The sequence below is a fragment of the Mesorhizobium sp. LjNodule214 genome (genome assembly GCF_964252735.1).
Lineage (GTDB): Bacteria > Pseudomonadota > Alphaproteobacteria > Rhizobiales > Rhizobiaceae > Mesorhizobium.
The window spans coordinates 142,647-161,058 of the sequence record NZ_CAXUPE020000006.1 but is presented as its reverse complement, the minus strand read 5'-3'; the positions used below and the strand labels follow the sequence as shown (position 1 = coordinate 161,058).

Here is an 18,412-nt window from a genome sequence, read left to right as displayed (position 1 = left end):
TGCTGATCCACTGTTTCGTCATCTCTATTCCCGGGCCTTACAATCGAGCCGGGGCGTCAGGCGGTGTAGAGGAGCGCGAAGGCGCTTACTAACGAGCAGTAGCGCTCCTTGCTAAACCTTACATGTTCCAGAATGTTTCTTTCCTTTAGGATCGTCCGGACCTTGTCACAATTGCCAAAGTTCTCAGTTCAGCCTACCTCCCGATCTCGGGCTCAATCATCGGAAGAGTCTGGTCGGTCCTGGAGCAGGGCACGGAGAATTCGGTCCGTTGGGGCACGGCTGGCGTACTCTGGGCACCTTTGTGCCGCCCCGCCGCGCTGGCGAACATTCAGCCCATGTCTTGGTCTGGTTCCGCCAGGAGCAAGTCCTCGTTCTGCCGGACTCCAAGGCCTCGAGAAGCATGCGACCGAGTGGGAGGCGCCAGTCTATCACACGCTGCGCCACATGCTGACCATCCGGTCTATGCCGGCGCGTATGCTTTTGGCCGGCCTGGGACGCGGGTTGTGATCGAAAGCGGCCGGAAGCGGGTCGTGCGCGACAGCCTGCCCCGGAACTGGAATGGACGGGTACGTTTTGATCCACGATCACCACGAGGGATATATTTCCTGGGAGGAGTTCGAGAGGAATCGCCGACGACGCCAACGGAAAGAGCTATCTTGGTCGCGGGGCGATCCGCCGCGGCGAGGCCTTGCTGCCAGGTCTCTTCCGATGTGCCCGCTGCAGCCGCAAATTGCGTGTGGCTTACAGCGGCAACACCCAACACTATGTTCTGACGCGGGAATGATTAAGGACGAGACCGCGCCTAAGATCGCATCAGTCGGTGACCACAGTGACGCTCCTCCGAAGCGAGCAGGCTTGATGGATGCCGATGGAGCTCTCAACACATGATTTTCAAAGGACGCATGTGCATCGGGTCAGTCACTTCCATTGACGATAGGCAGCGAGGTGTACCTTTCCGAGGACAAATATTCAACGCGAATACGAGATCTCTCCACTTCTCGTCCACATTGTCGTTCTCTTAAAGTTTGAAAATTAGCTGCGCAATTCTGACTATGTACTTAGGGCAGTGAAAGCTGAGCGGATGCAGCTTGGACGGCGTTAATCACCCGTGCCAATACCGGATGAGGCTGTTTACGGCGTCGCTCTGCTGGTGGTGTAGGCCATGCCCACCACGCAGCAGGTGAAATTCCGAGTTCCTGATCAGCTTTGCCAGCCTAAAACCATTGTCGGGCGGCACAGTTGGATCATCTTTTGACCAGATGATCAACGTCTGTGCATGAAGCTGGTCAAGATAAGGTATGATGTATCGCTGTTGCAGCGTTATATAGAGTTGCATATTCGTTTCTTCTTCGGGCGCGTTCTTTAGAATCTTCCATCTTTCGCGCGTATGGGGCCGCCGGTAGGCTATCCGCCGATATTCTTTCAGCTCGGCCTCAAATGGATCGTGTCCGCCAGCGGCTTCGCCTTCACGCATGAATTCCTCTTCGGTGGGCATCGGCTTGCCGAGGTCGGAATAATATTCCTTCTCGGTGGCGTCCATCCAGGCTTTGTCGCGTTCGTCTCCAAATGGGGGCGATGAGGAGTTGCCGGTGAGCAATACGAGCCTGAAAACTAGATCGGGACGCACGATCGCGACGCGCGCGGCAACGAAGGATCCCTCTGAGTTGCCGACGAGCGTAATCCTCTTCAAGCCCATTGCTTCGATGAAACCAATGACATGTTCCACACGGCCGAGGCGGTTAATATACTGGCCTGGAGGAGCGGGATTATCTGTCCCGCCAAATTGAAGCTGATCGAGCGCAATCACTCTGAATTGATCGGAGAGACCGTGCAGCTGCCGAATCCAGGAGAGCCTTGCATCCCAAATCATCCCAGGCGAGGCACCATGTAGGCACAAGATCGGATGACCGGTTCCCTTCTCGTAATACGACGTACCGATCCCTGCAACCGATATGCGACGCTCTGCGATCATCGGGTTCCCGACCGTCGCTGCGACTGCTGAGTGTCCTCAGCGACGGGTCGACTGACAGCATCGCGTTGCTTTGACATTTATTATGCGCCCTGTAGGTAAGATTGCTAGTGTCGCACCAATTCATACCATAATAGATGGGCGGCTTGCGGCGAATCATGCCCGTTTCGCGCAAGAAATCTGCGTGGCCTCCGTATTTCAAGTTTTCTTCAGCGCTAAGCCGATCCTTTGCTAAGCGACGAATGGCTGAAGCAGCCGGCAAACCGTGGTGCGGGCATGCTACAAAGGCGGCTGTTGCCGGACGTCTAACATAAGACCCTATGCCCGCACCTTTGAGGATGGCTCTCTACAGAAGTTTTCGTCGGGATCGATGTGACGAACGCAAATTGCGGTGGCCGACGAGGGACGAGCCGGCGAGGTTCGCTATTTCGGCGAGGAATGAAGTTCGATACGACGTACGTGAAGCAACTCGCGGCCCGGCGCCGGCGCGTATACTTTTGCTCGGGGCGACCGGTTATGGACTCTACCGACTGATCCGCGAGAGGGGCTACGAGTGCTCGGTCGTTTCGCCATCGCTTAGTCGCGCAGGCAGCTCTATAAGTTTGGAAAGATGCGCACGACATTGGTGGGTCGCGGATTTGTTGGCGGACTTCAAGTGCCTGTGGGCTGGCGTGGCAGGCAAAAGGTCGGCGTGCTGTCGATGGCCTCTTCCGCCCAGGTCGTCAGCCTTGGATAGCGACCTGACGGACAGCCATGCCGCGAGATCGGTCTGGGCTTCTCGGCGAGATCGCGCCGGTCGTCGGAGCCATCTGAGTTCCAGAGCCCTTCAAGCTTAATCCGCTCCAGCGAATGACGCCAGCGACCGCCAGCCGACTGTCTGCCGTGATCACTCGCATCCGTGAGGCGGTCGGCGAGGAACCGACCTTCCTCAGCTTCGATATCACCGCACTCAACATCGCCTACGTCCACGGTACCCAGGCGCCCGCGCCAGGGGAGCTTAGCGCTGTGCCGCGCGAATTTCTCAGCGACCGAGGCTTGGCCTCGCGGATCCGTCGCCTCCTCTAGCCGTCCTGTGTTACCCTGACAGCCTTGCGATTAGCATAGGACCCCACTCGACGAATCCGGTAGAGCGTCTCAACGGCGAGATTAAGCGGCGTACCGAGGTCGTCTGACCCTTCCCGAACGACGATGCGATCGTGCGCCTCGTCGGCGCATTCCTGCTCGAACAGAAAAATGAATGGGCAGTGCAGCGGGCCTGATATATGACCCTTGTGTGGATGCCAGCCGTTTTGCAAGGAAGATTTTGAACCTTTGAACGTGTGATCGAGTGCGGTCTTGTGTCAGGCCTTGAGTTGCGGCCATGACGTGCCGCGGGCCGGTATGGTGATGCGCGGATCAGGTCCCAATCTAGAAAGCGAGCGCGAGGCTCGGTGCGTCATTCTGGTTTTCCTGACCCCGATCTGATCGATCATTTGCCCATGCGGCTCAGGCCTTCCTCACATCCCCAACGGACCGGTCAGGTGTCCTGCTGAATGCTCATGCAGGCACCGTTGCCGGATTCCGGTAATCCTTTTCCTTTGTCAGCATGGCCCAGATGCCACGCGCCATCTTGTTGGCCAGCGCAATGGCCACGAGCATGCGCGGCTTCTTCGCCATCATGCGGGCGAGCCAAGAGCCCTCGAGCGGGGCCTTTCGGGACGCCCATCGGACCACGGCCATTCCCTGCGGCGCGATGTGGCCGAACTCATAAAGGTGTGCGCACGCAATGCGTTGACCAACTCAGTGCGCTGATTGACCAGCTGTTCTCGGGCGCGGTTTTCGGTTCGACGAAGCGCATCGTTGGCCGTTGCGCTGCCTCGACGATCGCCTCCGCATCCGCTGCGTCGTTCTTCTGCCGCTTTACGAACGCCTTGACATACCGAGGTGCAATCAGCTTCGGCTGTTGGCCAAGCTGGGCCATCTCGCGAGCCCAATAATGGGAACCGGCGCACGCCTCCATCGCCACGACACATGTTGGCTGACCCGCCATGAATTTGCAAAACTGCAGGCGCGACAGCTTTTTGCGGAACACGACTGATCCATCAGCCGTCGCTCCAGCTGAAACATGTTCTTTGCCAGATCGACCCCGATGATGGTAACTTTTTCCATGGATGCCTGCCTCTCCTTTGCGTGGCTCTAACACCACAAACTTGGCACATTGCGATGCCGTCGGAGAAGGCTGGCATCCACCCCATCTGCAAACGATCAGCCAGATGAGCGATGATCCTCTGATCTAGCCTGCCAGCCGTGGCGGCCCTGATCAGCCCGGCCCATGCCGGAGAGCACGGCGACCAATGCCGCCAGCTACACCACGCAGCGGGAGGGCATCTCACAACTAGATGGCAATGATACGCAATCTGAATTTGACGTAGTCGGCCGGGCGACAGATGATCATCTGGTATTCATCAAATAAGCGCGGATCAACGGCGCGATTTGCAAGGGGATGATCGATGACAATCTCTCGACGCGATCTCATCAAAACGGGCTTGGCCGCCGGAGCGGCTATATCGATCCCATCAGTTCTACGGGTACAGGCCGCGTCAGGTAGTACACCGACGGTGCACATGGTGAAGGCGAATGACCTGCGCATCTTCGATCCAATTTTTTCGGCGACGAACGTCACCGCTGACCACGGCTTGGCGATTTACGATACTCTGTTCGCGGTGGACTCGAAGTTCATGCCGCACCCGCAAATGGTCGGCAAGTGGGGTGTGTCCGATGACAGAAAGACCTACACGTTCCAACTGCGGGACGGCCTGGCTTGGCACGACGGCACTCCCGTCACTGCGGGCGACTGTGTGGCTTCGATCCGTCGCTGGGGCCAGGTAGCCCCAGGTGGACAGTTGATCATGGAGCGCGCTGGCGACATCTCAAAGAAGGACGACAAGACATTTGTGATCTCCCTCAAGGAACCGCTTGGCATTTTGATCGATCTCCTGGCAGATCTGTCACCGCCGTGCCTATTCATAATGCGCGAGAAGGATGCCAGTCGCCCGGCAACCGAGCAGGTCACCACGAATATCGGATCGGGACCGTTCAGGTTCAATGAAGCACTTATCAAGCCGGGCGCGAGCTACACCTACGATCGCAATGAAAAATATGTTCCTCGCCAGGAGCCGGCGGACGGATTGGCCGGCGGTAAGATCGTCAAAGTCGATCGTATAATCTGGGATAATATCTCCGACCCGCAGACAGCCTTCGCGGCCTTGCAAGCAGGTGAGATTGATTACGTTGAGCAGCCGCCCAACGACCTTTTGTCGGTGATCGAGAGTGATCCCAACCTCGTGGTTGATGTTCTGGACAAATCGGGCAAGAGCATGTTGCTGCGCCTCAATTGTCTCCAGAAGCCGTTCGACAACGTGAAGGCGCGGCAGGCGATGCTTCACCTGATTGATCAGGAGGCGTTCATGAGCGTCCTGGCGCCGAAGTATGGCGCCTCGGTCACTTCGATATTCGGTGGGGATACGCTCTATTCCAACGATGAGAATACGGGCTGGTACAAGAAGGGCGGCGATCCAGAAAAGGCCAAGCAGCTCTTCAAGGAGGCCGGCTATGCAGGCGAAAAGGTCTTGGTTCTACAGGCAACCGATTGGGCGCCGAGCAACGATGGTTCGCAGTTGCTTGCTGCTGCATTGCGCAACATCGGGATCAATGTCGAGCTTGCGCCCAGCGACTGGGGTGGCCTCTCCACACGTCGCGCGAAAAAGGATTCGATCGAGAATGGCGGCTGGAGCATGTTCATTACGTCTGAGGCGGATTTCTCCCTCGCCAATCCGTTAGCTACCCCGCTTCTCCTAGCGAACGGAGAGAGCGCCTGGTATGGCTGGCCGAAGAATGATGAATATGAAGCACTGCGGGCCAAGTGGGCGTTTGTTGCAACGCTTGAGGAACGGAAGGCCTTGGCTCGCCAGATGCAAGGTCTCTGGTGGGATTTCGTGGGCGATGTGCGGTTGGGCCACTATGTCTCGCCGATGGCGCGCCGCAAGACGCTTACCGGCCTTATCGGCCTGCCGCAGGTCGTTCCGATGTGGAATATGCAGAAGGCCTGAGCGATGGCTGGTTACATCGTTCGCAGGCTGATTTCGGCCATCGCTGTCATGGCGATGGTCGGGGTTTTCGTCTTCCTTCTACTCCGGTTAGCGCCTGGCGACCCGGCGGCGATGATCGCTGGCCGGTCGGCGACGGAGGAGATGATTGCCGGCATCCGCGAGAAGCTGGGCCTGAACGATCCTATGCCAGTTCAGTTCTTACATTGGGTGCGCGACATGCTCAGCGGCGATTTCGGCACGTCGATCTTTGCCGGACGACCGGTTCTCGAGCTCATGTCGCAGCGGCTTGAGCCGACCGTCTCTCTGTCTAGCTTGACCATGCTTGTTTCAGTTATGATCGGCGTATCCTTTGGCATCTTGGCTGCGTGGCGCGCCGGTGGTCCAATAGACCGTGTTCTAACGGCATTCTCGGCGCTCGGGTTTTCAGTTCCGGTCTTTGTTGTCGGCTACTTTCTCGTCTACTTCTTCGCCATGCAGGTGCACTGGTTGCCGGTTCAGGGATACAAGCCCATTGGCCAAGGCCTTGGATCCTGGTTTGAGCACCTGATCCTGCCAACGGTTGCTTTAAGTGTTGCCTACATTGCTTTTATCGCCCGGGTTACGCGTGCAAGCATGCTCGAGGTCCTGTCAGAAGACTACATGCGAACGGCTGCCGCCAAGGGCGCTTCGTCCTATGCCATGCTTTTCCACCATGCTCTGAAGAATGCCGGCGTCCCGATCCTGACCGTCATCGGAATTAGCTTCGCCTATCTTATTGGCGGAGTCGTCCTCACGGAAACGGTGTTCAACATCCCTGGTATCGGTCGTCTCGTCGTGGATGCGATCAACAATCGCGACTACCCGATCATTCAGAGTGTGCTCATCCTGACTTCGGGTCTGTACGTCTTTATCAACCTGACGGTCGATCTCGCCTATACGATAATCGATCCCCGCATCCGGTACTGATATGACGCTCATCTCCGCACCAGTTGAAGCCGCGCCGATAGGTCGGCTGCGACTGTCTGACCTTCCCCGTCTTGCAAGGCGGCATCCGCTGGTCTTCATAGGCGGCGGCCTCCTGGCGATGTTGGTCATTCTGGCGCTCGCCGCCCCCCTTTACGCCGGCGATCCAGGGAACATAAACCCGTTCAAGCGCCTCCAGCCGCCTTCCGCCGAGATGTGGTTCGGGAGCGACAACCTGGGCCGGGACGTGTTTGCGCGAACGGTCTTCGGCGCCCGCATCTCCCTCAGGGTCGGATTGTTGTCGGCGGCGTGTGCGGCTCTTGCCGGGCTTCTGATCGGTGTCATCGCCGGCTACAGCCGCAGCTTCGACAACGTCGTCATGCGGATCATGGATGGCCTGATGTCCATCCCGACCATTCTGCTTGCCATTGCCCTTATTTCCCTGACAGGCCCCGGCATTGGCATTCTCATCGTGGCCATCGCGATCCCCGAAACGCCAGCCGTCGCGCGGCTGGTTCGTTCGGTGGTATTGGGTGTTCGGGAACGTCCCTATGTGGAGGCCGCGCTCTGCGGCGGTGCGCGCCTGCCCAAGGTGCTGTGGCGACATATTCTGCCGAGCACCGTTCCGGCGCTGATGGTCCAGGGCGCCACCGTCTGCGCCAGCGCGATCCTGACGGAGGCGGGGCTGAGCTTCCTCGGCGTGGGCGTGCCGCCCGAGATCCCGAGCTGGGGCAACATGATCGCCAGTTCGCGCCTCTATCTCGCCATCGCCCCATTGACGATCTTCGCGCCCGGCATCTGCCTTGCCGTCACGGTCCTAGCCGTCAACCTCCTCGGGGACGGTTTGCGCGACCTGTTCGATCCCCGCGCGAAGCGGAGGCGCTGACGTGCAGATGCATCAAACGATAGGGAATGACGTGCTTCTCGACGTTCGCGACCTTGAGACGCACTTTTATGGCGAAGACAGCGTCACCCGTGCCCTGGGCGGCATCAGCTTCCAGGTGAAGAAAGGCGAAACACTCGGCGTCGTCGGCGAGTCGGGATGTGGGAAGAGCGTCACCGCGCTCTCCATCCTTCGGCTCCTGCCCAAGCTGACCGCCGAGACAGTCGGCGGCGAGGTCCGCTTTCACGGACGCGATCTCCTTCAGCTCTCCGACCGGGAGATGCGACAGATCCGTGGCGACCAGATCGCCATGATCTTCCAGGACCCGATGACGAGCCTGAACCCGGTCTATACGGTCGGCCACCAGATCGCCGAGGCAGTGCAGATCCACACGAAAGCATCCCACTCGGTGGCTGCGGCGAAGGCCGAAGAGATGCTGGGTCTTGTCCGCATTGCGGACCCCGAGCGTCGCGTCAACAACTATCCTCATGAACTGTCGGGCGGGATGCGCCAGCGCGCCATGATCGCCATGGCTCTCGCCTGCTCGCCGGAACTTTTGATTGCCGATGAGCCAACCACGGCGCTTGATGTCACGATCCAGGCGCAGATCCTGCGGCTCATCGTCGATCTGAAAGAGCGCACCGGAACGGCCGTGATGTTCATCACGCATGACCTGGGGGTTGTCGCCGAGACATGCCAACGCGTCATCGTGATGTATGCTGGCCGGATCGTAGAACAAGCGAGCGTGATCGATTTGTTCGCGCGACCGGCGCATCCCTACACCCAGGGCCTCATGCGGTCGGTGCCGGATCCGCGGCGCGGCCGCCAGCGCCGCCTTCCAGAAATCCCCGGTATCGTGCCAAGTCTGCGAGAGCCCATTGTCGGCTGCAGCTTTGCGCCTCGCTGCCCGTTCGCGATCGATATTTGCCGCGACAAGACGCCCGCCCTGCGTGATGTCGGGTTGAGCCACGCTGCGGCTTGCTGGCGCGCCGAAGAGGTGATGGGCGCATGAGCGGACCTCTGCTGAAAGTCGAGAATCTGACCAAGCATTATCCGCTTGGCTCGGGAATCTTCAAGAAAAACATTCCGGTGATCCGGGCGGTGGAGGATGTATCCTTTTCTGTCGAAGCGGGTGAGACGCTTTGCATCGTCGGTGAATCCGGCTGCGGCAAGTCCACCGTGGCGCGGCTCCTGATGCGGCTCGTCGAGCCGACGGCTGGCCGCGTACTGATCGATGGAACCGACATTGCGGGCCTCAAGAAGCACGCGCTTCGCGCCTGGCGCCGTCGGATGCAGATGGTGTTTCAGGATCCTTATTCATCGCTGAACCCCCGCCTCGCGGCCGGACAGATCATCACCGAACCCGTGGAGAATTTTGAGCGTCTCAGCCGCAAGCAGCGCCAGGCACTCGCTGCGGACCTTCTCCGAAAGGTCGGAATGTCGCCTGAAATGATGCTCAGGCTGCCGTCCGAGTTGTCGGGCGGTCAGCGCCAGCGGCTCGGTATTGCACGCGCCCTGTCGCTCAACCCCTCTCTCATCATCGCCGACGAAGCGGTGTCAGCCCTTGACGTCTCCGTACAGGCGCAGATTCTGAATCTGCTTCTGGATCTTCAGCAGCAGATGGGTATCGCCTTCGTCTTCATCTCGCATGACCTCGGCGTCGTGGAGCATATCGCGCATCGCGTTGCCGTCATGTATCTGGGGCGGATCGTGGAGCTCGCCCCGAGCGAGGCGCTCTTCGCGAAACCGGTCCATCCCTACACCGAGGCGCTGATCGCGGCAGCTCCAGTGCCGGATCCGACGCGGGTTCGGATGGAGGCCCCCGTCGAGGGCGAGGTGCCAAGCCCAATCAATCCACCGAGCGGCTGCGCATTCCACCCTCGCTGCCCGCTGGCGATCGAGCGTTGCCGCATCGAAGTGCCGCCTTTGGCGCCCTTGGCCGACGGACGGGTCGTGGCCTGTCATGTGCGCGCTCCGGCCATGGCCATGCCGGCGAACGCGGCGGCCAATTCTTCGCTCACTTCCGTCGCATAGCCACCGGACTTGGGCACCGCTGATAAAAAGACGGAACATCATGCCAAGTGCGGCAGGAAGAAGCGAGACGAGGAGAAATCTATGAGCAACGAGAACGCTGGTCATCCGGTCGACGAGGCACCCGGCTATGATGTGGTCGGGTCGATTTCAACTAACGTGGCGGACGGCTTCACGATGGTAGCAGTCGGCGACCTTATCGTATCACGAGCAGTGACCAAATCTCAGGATTCTGGCTTCGGCGACGTCGTCAAGATCCTTCGCGATGCTGACACCACTTTTGGCAACCTGGAAGTCAACACCTTCGATATCCGATCGTTCAATGGATATCCGCAGGCTGAATACGGCGGTGCGTATCACCTCAGCCTGCCAGAGGTTGGTCAAGATTTGAAGTCGATGGGATTCAACATCCTTGGCCGCGCAAACAACCATTCATTTGACTGGGGCGTTGAAGGCATGCGCGAAACCAGCCGAGTGCTAGATCAAAACGGGATTATCCATGCAGGGGTAGGCGAGAATCTCGCACAAGCCGGCGCCGCGCGCTTCTTCGAGACCGCACGTGGTCGTGTGGCGTTGCTATCATGTGCTTCAACATTCAAACCGATGGCCCGTGCGGGGGATCCCGCTGGTGAGGCCCCTGGACGACCAGGACTGAATGCTCTTCGTTTAGCGGAAAGCATCGTGGTTTCGGCCGAAATGCTCGAAAATGTAAGGCTAATAAGTTCTGCCTTGCCTACCGACATCCCCTTCCGGGATGATCCACTTAAAGTCGTGCTCGCCGGAACAACCTATAAGGCTGGCGACAAGGTCGGATATAGTTTCGACCCAGACGCACGTGATGTCGCCGACATTCTACGAAACGTCCGGCGGGGCAAGCAGTTCTCCGATTTTTGCATCGTCGCGAACCACTGTCACGAGCCTGGGAACTGGAGCAACGAGCCGCCGGATTACGAACGATCCTTTGCTCATAGGCTGATCGATGCCGGGGCCGACGCATACATTGGCCATGGACCTCATCAACTGAGAGGCATCGAGATATTTAAGGGCCGCCCGATCTTTTATAGCCTCGGAAATTTCTTCCAGGATGACTTGGGGACCCCTACGGGTGCCGAAATGTTCGGCGACTACGCCAAGGACCCTCGGATACACACGGATGCCGAGGTCAAGGTCGCAGAGATGGCCAGCTATTCAAACCCGATCTTTTGGGAAAGCATCGTGGCGCGGAGCCAGTTTAAGCAGAACCAGCTTGCCGAATTGCGGCTGTATCCGATTGAACTCGGTCGCTTAAGGAGATTTGCTGATCGCGGCGTCCCACGTTTAGTAAATCAGGCGCAAGCGAAGACCATTCTGGAGCGACTACAGAAGCTCTCCAAGCCATTTGGGACCGAGATTGCCATCGAGAACGATGTCGGTGTGATAAGGCTGAAGCCTGGAGCATCACTATAAGGTATCTCCAGGCCAGAATTGCCAGCCCTCGCCAGGCACTTTGGATCTTTGCATCGCGATGTTCCCGCAACTTACGTCCGCGATCGAAAACGCGTCGCACCCCAGTGCCAAAGCTGACCGGAATTGGCGACGACAGTCTCGTACTTTGAAATTCAAGGAAATCTCCGCAATGAGCGAAGCACCACACCTTACGTTTGATCTCGACAAGGCTGGCATGAGCAACGGACATCTTGTTGTCCCAGAAGGCGCCGATTGCGAAGCTCTTTCACTTCCGGTCTTCAGTTTCAACAAAGGCGAGGGACCACAGCTCCTGATCACTGGCGGATGTCACGGCGATGAATTGGAGGGGCCGATTGTTGCGCGACGACTTGTAGAGTGGCTCCCCGAGGCGCAAGTTTGTGGAAGAATTGTAATCGCGCCGGTGCTCAATCCACCAGCCGTAAAGGCATGCAGCCGCAATACGCCGATCGACGGCTTAAATCTCAATCGGGTTTTTCCGGGCCGTAGCGACGGATCTGTAACCGAACGGATCGCGGATGCGGTTTCGCGCACATTGTTGCCATGGGCCGACACTGTCTTCGATCTGCACAGCTTCGGACTAAATTGGGATTTCCCCCCGTCGAGTACGACGCACCCAATTGCTGATCCTGTTCTCATGGCCAAGACGCTCCAAATGGCAGAAGCGTTCAAACTACCCATGACGTTGGTTTGGGAACATCCAGGTTCGCAGGGAATGTTTGATACTTTGGCCCAAAACCAGGGCAAGGTATTCGTTTGCGCTGAATTCGGCGGCGGCACGGTCAGCTTCGACGCGATTGCGATCTACGAGGCTGGGTTGCGCAACGCACTCATCGCGCTCGGACTCGTCGAGGGAAAGCCCGACCGTCCAACCTTCCGTCACCAGAAGGTCACCCAAACACTCGAAACGCGGCGCTCTTCCGACGAGCTGAAATCGCCTTCGAGGGGCATCTTTGAGCCTCGCTGCTCGGTGATGGATGAAGTCAATGCGGGTGAGATCATAGGCAAGCTGTATTCGATGGATTTATCTACGGCCGACGCCATTGACATCCGCGCGCCTGGCACGTGCATCGTGTACGCCATTCGATCCGGAGCGTATGTTGATGTAGACGAAGGAGTTGCGCTCGTTGCGCGACCCGTAAATCCAAATCACTGAAGGTCATCAGCGTCGGGCTTGCCCAAGACCACCGTCTCACATCTGGCGCTGCACACTCCGCCCAGTTCTCAAGTGAACGAATGGTCTACTACGATTTTACTTCTTGGGCGGTGCCTACCTCCGCCGGTGTGGACAAGGTGGGGGCCGCCGATTGTCTTACTTCACCAGCAGTCGCAAATGGTGAGATCGACAGATTAATCATGTTGACGGCACGCTCAAGTATCTCCTGGGTATGAGAAAGACTTAGTGAGGCGGCAATGACATGTCCTACACGATCATGGTAGTCGCCTTGCAAGTTGATCTGGGTATTGGGTTTAACATACAATTCGACCTCGGTAACACCCGGTACAGCAGCCGCATGACGGTCGCCAGTGATCCAATCGAGGGTGCCATCGCGATCAGGAACCAGGAAGCGTGCGCCCGCGGCATGGAAATGCCTTTTCTGCAAATCCCAGTCCTCCCCGATGACCTGCTTGATGTGCTCGGTAACCAGATCGACCCCGTAGGCCAGCTGAACCAGGCGAGGATTAGGGCCACCCGCAAGACGTGGATTGACTTCGACCACGACTGGGCCGCGCTTCGTCAACCGGAATTCTATGTTGGTTGGGCCCCAGCCAAGGTCGAGTGCTCGCAAACAGCTCAGCGAAACATCAGCGATACGTTTGTAGTCTTCATCGTCCAGCTGGGCCGGATGGGCGTATTCTCGAAAGACGAAATGCGGCGGCCGGCCAAATTTACCAGCCGCAATCCCAATAACTTCATCGCCCATTATGTCTACCGCATAGTGTGGACCTTCCGCGAATTCTTCAACCAGTGTTCTCGGCGAGGACTGACGGAGTTGGTTAGCGGCCAACAGATATGTCGCATGTTCAGTCAATTCATCGACGCTGCGGCACAAACGGACTCCAATGCTGCCGCTCCCTAATACTGGCTTAAGAACCACCGGCAGCCCGATGTCCGCGGCAGCGCTTTCAATCTCTGCCGCATTGGCTGCCAAACGATAAGCAGGGATTGGAATGCCGGCCTGCGCGAGCAACTGACGTTGAGTGAACTTGTTACAGCATCGTTCAATGGATAGAGGGTTTGGTCCCGGTAACTCCAAACTCTGGCAAAGCTTACCTACTGTCAAGTAGACCGACTCGTCGTCACCCGCAAAGCCAGTAAGCCCAGCAATGTGATAGGTCGCACGTAGCCGCGAACATTCGTGGATCAGCGCATCGAGTTTGCCTGTATCGACGCGGATTGCATCGCTCCCGTCCGCTGCAAGATAGTCGTACTGATCTGGGCTAGCCGACAATGTAATCGGATGAAGATCAAGGCGCCGGGCTGCTTTCACGTATAGTAGACCAATCCGTGAATGACCTTCGACGAGGATGAGCGCTCTTCTTGCCATTAGCTGTTCTCTCCTTTGTATGGGGTGCGCCGGTTTTAGCAAATAGCACCGACTTTCTCCTGCCGAACGTCACCCCTTGCGCGAGGGTACCACTGTCAGCAATTTGCGTTTGCAAAGGTTCTGTGAATTTATTTGGCTGCTCTGTGGCACGTCGGGGGAGCCGGGCAGCGTGACACGGGGAGTCTCGACGAATTCCGGAGAGTTGTCTGCGAGAGTTCGGAGGCATAGGCGTTGGATGTTCGCCAGAAGCTTGTGCCGCTAGCTTCGGTGCTGGTAGCCATCGACATTGCCGAGGTGCGCAATGAAGTTCTGATCGAAGCACCAGGCTACAAGCGCCGGCGTCGCCTTTCTGTTCGAAGTGCTACAGGCCTACGGCCGCCGTGTGGGCTATGCTTTTGAGGCGACCAGGAAATATTACCGGCCGAAATGATGCCTGGCTGTGAGGCCGGTTTGAGGTGCGGCTGGTGTCGTCTTTGTCGCTGCCGAATACGTGAAGCGTTGCAGAACAACTGCTCATCGATCGAGCTGCCGCTTGATGCGCCTGCCATCTTCGCATGTTCCGGATGGTCATCGACGAAGCACGCAGCCTGATGCGGCATGCAATGAAAGAGAAAAAGAGATCGATGGTGAGACGCGGGTTCGCGCGCGAGGAGCAAGCCGACCTCTAGCAGGCTTCTCTGATTGGGGTCGTTGAGGTCAAGCTCCTCCTGATATTTTTCCGGACCATGTCGCCCCGCAGGTCACTCGCTTCTCTTCGCGGTCGACGTTAGGCCGCCGCATGATGGGGTCAGTAGAGCGAGGCGTCTCAATCTGTTGAACGACCTTGGGAGAGTTCGGCCCAGGATCGTGCCTGCTAACGAGATCACCTTGCCCATCGTCCCCACGGGAACGATCCGGATCACGCCCTTTCGGGCGGAATCAACTCCTCCTTCGTTGGTCCGTTATCCCTATTTCATGCCGATACGCGGCCGGGTGCCTTGCCGAAGCGGAATTCTGTTGCATCACTCCACATGCGATGCAGAATGACAGCGAGCTTGCGGGCAACAGCAACTCGGGCTCGAGCCATACCGCGCCGTTTGGCGACGTTCATGCCCCACGCTCTGGGGCTCGACCATTTCTTGCTGAGCACGAGCAGCGAATGAGCCGCCTCATAGAGGGCCGTGCGGGCGAGTTCGTCACCGCATCGGCTCACCTTGCCCTGAATGTCCGTTTCGCCCGATTGGTAACGTGCCGGGGTCAGACCCAGATGCGCGCCGACATCCCTCGAGCGACGAAAGCGGTCCGGCCGATCGATCGTGGCACGAAAGGCGAGCGCGGTGATGGGTCCCACACCTGGAACGCTCATGAGTCGCCGGCAGACTTGCTCCTGGCGGGCGATAAACGCAGATACGGTCATTATGGCGCCAATCAGTTCGCGCACGCGATCAACGTCTCGTTCGATCGCTTCCGGCCATGGAAGTCCGCTTCGGCATTGCGTCCGCCACCAGCCGGCGGCTCGCCATGCCAATGAGGACCTGCTTTGTCAGTCGCCCGAACTCGCGCAGCATGGTGGCCAGGATCACCAGAAGCGGCTCGACAAGCGCGAAGGCTGCACGGCTTGGAGTGCCAAGCTTGATGCCGACCTCCCGCAAAATCGCCCTCACGACATTTTCGATCGTCCGCATTTCATTGAGGCCGTGCGTCGCGCGACGAGGAGGGACCGCCAGAACCGACACTGCCGGCTCTTCACATGCACCTGCCGATACCAGCCCGTGCGCATGATCTGCGCAAGCGCGCGGGCATCGTTGCGATCGGTTTTGTTCGGCATCGTTTTCATCGCCGCGTTGGCCTGCCGGGTCTCGATGCAGATCGCCGGCAATCCTTCGGCGCGAATACCGTCATAAAGCCGGGCTGTCAGCGAGCAGGCTTCGAGCCCGATGCGCTCCAGCGGCAGATTAATTTTCCGCAGGGCCTCATAAAGCGCCCTCGGCTCACTCGCCGACCGCCCTTCCTTCACGATCCGGCCGCTCTCGTCGACGACACAGACCGCGGTCTCTTCCAAAGACACGTCAAGTCCGGCAAAATACTTCATGGCTGCTCCTCCTGATGTTTGTGGCGATCTACATCGACCACGTTCTCACATCTCGACAGGAGCAGCCGCCCTCAATCTGGCTCGGGCGAGACCCCAATCACCCCATCTGTTGAAGAAGTCGCTCGCAGCGGCGCTGTGAGCGTGATTCACAGGCTCCGGGGAGATTCGGAGATCGATGAATGCGCGGCCGAGACGAACGGTCTGGTGAGCTGTTCAGCTATGTTGACCTTGAGGCACCGGTGCGGCGCGGACATCCGCTGCGTGCGATCCGGGAGATCGTGAACGAAGCGCTGGTCGCTTTGGAGCTGGAGTTCGCGAGGTTGTATTCGCCGCTCGGGCGGCCTTCGATCCCGCCCGAGAAACTGCTGCGGGCGATGCTTTTGCAGGCGTTTTACTCGATCCGCTCAGAGCGTCTTTTGTTGGAACGGCTCGAATACGATCTTCTGTTCCGCTGGTTCGTGGGCATCGGCGTCGATGATGCGGCCTGGGACCATTCGCTAATCTCCAAGAACCGTGACCGGCTGCGGGAGGGCGATATCGCGGCGAAGGTCTTAGGCGCGGTGCTGGCGCAGCCCAAGGCGAAGAAGCTTCTGTCGACGGATCACTTCTCGGTCGACGGCACGCTGATCGAGGCGTGGGCCTCGATGAAGAGCGTCAAGCCGAAGGACGGCCCAAGCGCATGCCTCGACCACCGATCCCGAGGCTAGGCTCTACCAGAGCAGGAAGCACCCGACGAACAAAGCTGTGTCGGGCTCTCCGGCGTCTCGCGAGTGGACCGCTGTTGCAGCCCGGCATAATGAGGTACACACACACGCTGTTCCTGCAAACGGAATCCCGGTTTGCGAAACCGGCATCCGGATTTACGAGCTTCTTCGGCGGTAGACCGAGACGTGACGATCGGATCGTTCGGTGAACGCACCTCTCGCCCAATCTCCCCACCGCTCCGCTAGCTCCAGCCCCACGCATTCGGCCATGGTATCGAGTTCCTGGTGATAAACGTAGCGAACACGTTGCGGTAAACGTCTGACAGAGGTACCAGAAAACCAGACAAGGGTTGAAACCAAGTTCTGCTTTAGTGGATCGTGGACAGCCACATTGAGAATCGTATTCTCATGATCCACCAGCCGCGCCTTTGTGGTTTGTCGGCCGCCGACGAGAGGATCCAAGCCGGGTACACCCAATTCTATCACCACAACCCCATCATGACTTAGCGCATCCGCGGCAGATCGGAGGCAAGCTATTTGCGCTTCGCGCGTGAAGAGGAGCGTGAACGTGAAATAAACGCAATACACCACACTGTAGCGCTGCTCTGATCTGAAATGGGCGATATCCCCCTGCCAAGCCGTGATTAGATCGGTGCGCTTGGCAAGAAGTTTCAACATGCTGCTCGAATTATCGATACCTTCGACCTTGGCCCCGCGCTCGCTTAAGGGTACCGCCACGCGCCCGTCTCCTATACCCAATTCGAGAGCACTCCCACCGCTGCAAAATCGCTCAAGAAAGGCGACTGTCTCATCTACCTCGGCGACTTTACCTTGCAGGTTAGTGTATTCTTCGTATATCGGAGCGTAAATTTCGCCATAAGTTAGTTCATCAGACACGTTCGATTCTCCTGACGCTTCTGCTAGCCATTCTGCTAACCTTCATACCATTACTGTTCGAAATCATTTGCGCTGCCCGTTACGAAATTCGTTTAGTTTTCAGCCGACCCCGCGACGCCTTCGGTGCAAGCACAGAAGCTTGAGCGATGTCGAACCGCTTGCCGAGGTGCTCTCGGTGCTGCCTAGCGAGCAAAGGAGCGGGTCGCTATAGAATTGAGTGCGCGTATTAAGGGCCTGAGTCCTTCGTCCGAGATGATGGGTGAGTCTCGCAGTTCAACACGCAAGAGGTGTGCCAACTCAAAAGCGGTATCGGCCTAACACATTGGTTCTTCAAGTCCTCTTCTGCCTGTCTGCTTGTCACAACTTTGTCGGGCTCCTAACATTGGGCAAGCGAAGCCTGTGGCGCGCCGTCCTCGAGGCCTACGCCATCCACCCTGCCAGCGTTGGATGTCGCGTTAGCACTGGGCCAAGACAGATCGGCTCGACACCAAAGCTTTTGACGCGCGTTTCTCGGCTGGTGGCGTGGCAAGAAGCGCTATTGCAGTGCCGCGAATCCGACGCTCGAAGAAGAGGACGCGCGTCCGAACCGGAAGCGGCAGAGCTTGGTTAGTGAGCAGACGCGACTCATCGTCCGCATCAAGGCGATTTCTCACCCGCTTCGGCACCCGTAGCCTTCGCTTGAGCCTGTGCAATGCGGCCGACAGGCTCATGGCCACCGCATAGAGGCGGCAAGGCCGCTACCGGATAACACCCGCCGAGTTGCATCGCTTGCTTGAGCGGCTCGACCTCCTGCGTGTGCAGATCATATCATTGA

14 protein-coding genes and 5 pseudogenes are annotated in these 18,412 nt (G+C 58.3%); 11 read left to right on the top strand and 8 right to left on the bottom strand.

What is annotated here, in order from left to right; translation table 11 throughout:
* Positions 1–152: 152 nt before the first annotated feature.
* Positions 153–332: pseudogene (locus ACSQ3Z_RS35785) on the top strand (aspartate aminotransferase family protein); the annotation flags it as partial.
* A gap of 770 nt (positions 333–1,102) precedes the next feature.
* Here ACSQ3Z_RS35785 and ACSQ3Z_RS35780 read toward each other — a convergent pair.
* Positions 1,103–1,972, bottom strand: coding sequence for an alpha/beta fold hydrolase (locus tag ACSQ3Z_RS35780; protein WP_436175762.1), 870 nt, complete (start codon positions 1,970–1,972; stop codon positions 1,103–1,105).
* 846 nt (positions 1,973–2,818) lie between these two features.
* Here ACSQ3Z_RS35780 and ACSQ3Z_RS35775 point away from each other — a divergent pair.
* Positions 2,819–3,034 carry an arginase family protein gene (locus ACSQ3Z_RS35775; protein ID WP_436175761.1) on the top strand — a complete coding sequence of 72 codons (216 nt, stop codon included), beginning with the start codon at positions 2,819–2,821 and terminating at the stop codon, positions 3,032–3,034.
* A 44-nt stretch (positions 3,035–3,078) separates the two neighbouring features.
* Positions 3,079–3,222, top strand: a pseudogene (locus ACSQ3Z_RS35770) (transposase); the annotation flags it as partial.
* Positions 3,223–3,505: 283 nt separating this feature from the next.
* On the opposite strand, the gene ACSQ3Z_RS35765 reads toward ACSQ3Z_RS35770, so the two are convergent.
* Together ACSQ3Z_RS35765 and ACSQ3Z_RS35760 are read right to left on the bottom strand one after the other, a co-directional pair.
* A complete protein-coding gene (locus ACSQ3Z_RS35765) occupies positions 3,506–3,628 on the bottom strand; it encodes a hypothetical protein (protein ID WP_436175793.1) in 123 nt (40 codons plus the stop codon).
* 63 nt (positions 3,629–3,691) lie between these two features.
* Positions 3,692–4,117, bottom strand: a pseudogene (locus tag ACSQ3Z_RS35760) (IS110 family transposase); the annotation flags it as partial.
* Between the two features lie 341 nt (positions 4,118–4,458).
* Here ACSQ3Z_RS35760 and ACSQ3Z_RS35755 point away from each other — a divergent pair.
* The 7 genes from ACSQ3Z_RS35755 (at position 4,459) to ACSQ3Z_RS35725 (ending at position 12,533) form a co-directional block, all read left to right on the top strand.
* Entirely contained in the window at positions 4,459–6,057 is a 1,599-nt protein-coding gene (locus ACSQ3Z_RS35755) for an ABC transporter substrate-binding protein (RefSeq protein WP_436175760.1), read from the top strand.
* A gap of 3 nt (positions 6,058–6,060) precedes the next feature.
* Entirely contained in the window at positions 6,061–7,002 is a 942-nt protein-coding gene (locus ACSQ3Z_RS35750; RefSeq protein ID WP_436175759.1) for an ABC transporter permease, read from the top strand.
* A gap of 1 nt (position 7,003) precedes the next feature.
* Positions 7,004–7,885, top strand: coding sequence for an ABC transporter permease (locus tag ACSQ3Z_RS35745; protein WP_436175758.1), 882 nt, complete (start codon positions 7,004–7,006; stop codon positions 7,883–7,885).
* A gap of 7 nt (positions 7,886–7,892) precedes the next feature.
* Entirely contained in the window at positions 7,893–8,894 is a 1,002-nt protein-coding gene (locus tag ACSQ3Z_RS35740; RefSeq protein ID WP_436175790.1) for an ABC transporter ATP-binding protein, read from the top strand.
* On the top strand, positions 8,891–9,916 hold the full coding sequence (locus ACSQ3Z_RS35735; RefSeq protein WP_436175757.1) for an ABC transporter ATP-binding protein: 1,026 nt from the start codon (positions 8,891–8,893) through the stop codon (positions 9,914–9,916). Before ACSQ3Z_RS35740 ends, ACSQ3Z_RS35735 begins: the two co-directional genes overlap by 4 nt.
* Positions 9,917–9,997: 81 nt before the next feature.
* Positions 9,998–11,359: a CapA family protein gene (locus ACSQ3Z_RS35730; RefSeq protein WP_436175756.1), complete on the top strand. Its 1,362-nt coding sequence runs from the start codon at positions 9,998–10,000 to the stop codon at positions 11,357–11,359.
* Positions 11,360–11,528: 169 nt separating this feature from the next.
* Positions 11,529–12,533 carry a succinylglutamate desuccinylase/aspartoacylase family protein gene (locus ACSQ3Z_RS35725; RefSeq protein WP_436175755.1) on the top strand — a complete coding sequence of 335 codons (1,005 nt, stop codon included), beginning with the start codon at positions 11,529–11,531 and terminating at the stop codon, positions 12,531–12,533.
* Between the two features lie 88 nt (positions 12,534–12,621).
* Here ACSQ3Z_RS35725 and ACSQ3Z_RS35720 read toward each other — a convergent pair whose 3' ends face one another.
* The 4 genes and pseudogenes from ACSQ3Z_RS35720 to ACSQ3Z_RS35705 form a co-directional block, all read right to left on the bottom strand.
* On the bottom strand, positions 12,622–13,926 hold the full coding sequence (locus tag ACSQ3Z_RS35720) for an ATP-grasp domain-containing protein (RefSeq protein WP_436175754.1): 1,305 nt from the start codon (positions 13,924–13,926) through the stop codon (positions 12,622–12,624).
* A gap of 952 nt (positions 13,927–14,878) precedes the next feature.
* Positions 14,879–15,301, bottom strand: a pseudogene (locus ACSQ3Z_RS35715) (transposase); the annotation flags it as partial.
* Positions 15,302–15,350: 49 nt separating this feature from the next.
* Complete coding sequence (locus ACSQ3Z_RS35710) at positions 15,351–15,569, bottom strand: hypothetical protein (RefSeq protein WP_436175753.1); 219 nt, start codon at positions 15,567–15,569, stop codon at positions 15,351–15,353.
* A complete protein-coding gene (locus ACSQ3Z_RS35705) occupies positions 15,566–15,997 on the bottom strand; it encodes an IS110 family transposase (RefSeq protein WP_436175752.1) in 432 nt (143 codons plus the stop codon). Before ACSQ3Z_RS35705 ends, ACSQ3Z_RS35710 begins: the two co-directional genes overlap by 4 nt.
* 179 nt (positions 15,998–16,176) lie before the next feature.
* On the opposite strand from ACSQ3Z_RS35705, the pseudogene ACSQ3Z_RS35700 reads away from it, so the two are divergent.
* Positions 16,177–16,668 (top strand): annotated as a pseudogene (locus ACSQ3Z_RS35700) (transposase); the annotation flags it as partial.
* A 189-nt stretch (positions 16,669–16,857) separates the two neighbouring features.
* Here ACSQ3Z_RS35700 and ACSQ3Z_RS35695 read toward each other — a convergent pair.
* Positions 16,858–17,598 carry a class I SAM-dependent methyltransferase gene (locus ACSQ3Z_RS35695; RefSeq protein ID WP_436175751.1) on the bottom strand — a complete coding sequence of 247 codons (741 nt, stop codon included), beginning with the start codon at positions 17,596–17,598 and terminating at the stop codon, positions 16,858–16,860.
* Positions 17,599–18,412: the final 814 nt, after the last annotated feature.